The following is a 713-nucleotide window of genomic DNA, read 5'->3' as shown; positions in this document are numbered from 1 at the left end:
CCGTCGTCCGGGTGGGCGAGGTAGGCGTCGGCGGTGCCGTCGGGGGTGGTGATGTCCACCAGGGTCCTGGTCACGGCGTTCATGGCAGGCGGTGCCTTCCTGTCGAGGAGATGTCGAGCGGTCGGGGAGACGGCGAGCGGACGGGGAGACGGTGAGCGGACGGGGGCGCGGATCGGCGGGCGTCACTCACATGCGACGAACACCCGGAGGTGTGAGGCCATTCCCGTCCGGATCCTCTTCTTAATACGTATCGCTGGGTGACCGGCGGTGAACCCGGCCGGGTGCCGTATCCGTTGCCTGAGTGGGGAGCCGTCTGAGACATGTGTCTCTTGGCCGCACACCGGCATCCGGTCGGCGGCCGACGCGCGTCTGAACGACAAGGAGTCACGAGCGGGTGAGTACAGCTTCCATGGCGGTCCCTGTCCCGGGACGGACCCGGGCGTTCCTGCGCCTGGTGATGATCGAACACTCGGTGTTCGCGCTGCCGTTCGCCTACACAGCCGCCCTCACCGCCATGTTCGACCGGTACGGCGCCGTCCGCTGGCTGGACCTGCTGCTGGTCACCGTGGCGATGGTGGCCCTGCGGACCTTCGCGATGGCGGCGAACCGGATCATCGACCGGGAGATCGACGCCCGCAACCCGCGTACCGCGGGCCGTGAACTGGTGACCGGTGCCATGTCGGTGCGGCACGGCGGACCGCTGTCGTGGGCGG

1 protein-coding gene is annotated in these 713 nt (G+C 69.1%); it reads left to right on the top strand.

All coding sequences use genetic code 11. The features are described 5' to 3' along the window. Positions 1 to 394 precede the first annotated feature (394 nt). Positions 395 to 713 (top strand): UbiA family prenyltransferase (locus tag AAW13_RS43290; protein WP_167391802.1); only part of this gene is annotated, 319 nt, incomplete at its 3' end.

This window comes from Streptomyces humi (assembly GCF_001005085.2).
GTDB lineage: Bacteria > Actinomycetota > Actinomycetes > Streptomycetales > Streptomycetaceae > Streptomyces > Streptomyces humi.
The sequence above is the reverse complement of the archived record's forward strand: the minus strand, read 5'-3'. Positions and strand labels throughout refer to the sequence as shown.